General features: G+C 37.5%; 2 protein-coding genes. Both read right to left on the minus strand.

The genetic code is table 11. From position 1 onward, the window contains the following. A partial coding sequence (locus HMPREF2887_RS10155) for an IS3 family transposase (RefSeq protein ID WP_148131507.1) occupies window positions 1-310 on the minus strand: 310 nt, incomplete at its 3' end. 134 nt (window positions 311-444) lie between these two features. Continuing rightward, complete coding sequence (locus HMPREF2887_RS07185) at window positions 445-726, minus strand: IS3 family transposase (protein WP_021001851.1); 282 nt, start codon at window positions 724-726, stop codon at window positions 445-447. Window positions 727-803 lie beyond the last annotated feature (77 nt).

Raw genomic sequence — 803 nt, forward strand, 5'->3', positions numbered from 1 at the left:
AATCCATCACAACACAAAGGTAATGGAAAGAGCCGTTGACCTTTATATAAGTAAAATCACTTGCCCAAACAGAGTTTGGAGAAGAAGGATTGAACTGTTGATTCAAATAATTGAAGCAGTTACCATTTTCCTTATGAAAATGCTTCCCTTTGGGTTTCTCTGTGGACCGCTTTGGAAGATTCATTGTGCTCATCAGTCGATACACTCTACCGAGGCTGATGTTAATGCCATAATCCCGTTCTAAAACACGACGAATTTTGTAAGCACCTAGAGAATTATCATAGTCAGAATAAATTTGTAATATGTGCATACGAATGACTTGATTTTCAGAGGTGCGAGGAGCAGGCTTTGAGTAAAAATGCTTGTAATAAGTGCTGCGATTAACTTTTAGAACTCGACAAAGGGTTTTAATAGTGTATTGGTGTTGCAACTTGTAAACAGCATCTAATCGTTGCTTGAGTGTGGCGTGAATATGGCAATCGCTTTTTTTAATATTTGATTTTCCTCCTCAAGTTGAGCCATACGCTTTTGAAGTTCTTTAACTTGCTTGGCTGTAAGAACTTCTCCGTTGTCTGTTTCCACGGTTGAATATTGTTTAATCCATTTCGTTAGTGCTGATTGTGATACCCCATATTCTTTGATGAGTGAAGCTTGTGTTTTACCGTTGTGGTAAAGTTCCACGAGGGTTCGTTTGAAATCCTCGTCATAGTGATTTCTTGTGGACATAAAGATACCTCCTTGTGGTGTCTAATATAATGGTACATCTGTTTTCTAAATGTGTCTACTTTTATAAGTATAATGCA

This window comes from Streptococcus sp. HMSC071H03 (assembly GCF_001813035.1).
GTDB classification, from domain to species: domain Bacteria; phylum Bacillota; class Bacilli; order Lactobacillales; family Streptococcaceae; genus Streptococcus; species Streptococcus anginosus.

Coding starts and splice junctions, on each gene's coding strand:
- HMPREF2887_RS07185 (WP_021001851.1), bottom strand. CDS start 726: ATGTCCACAAGAAATCACTATGACGAGGATTTCAAACGAACCCTCGTG.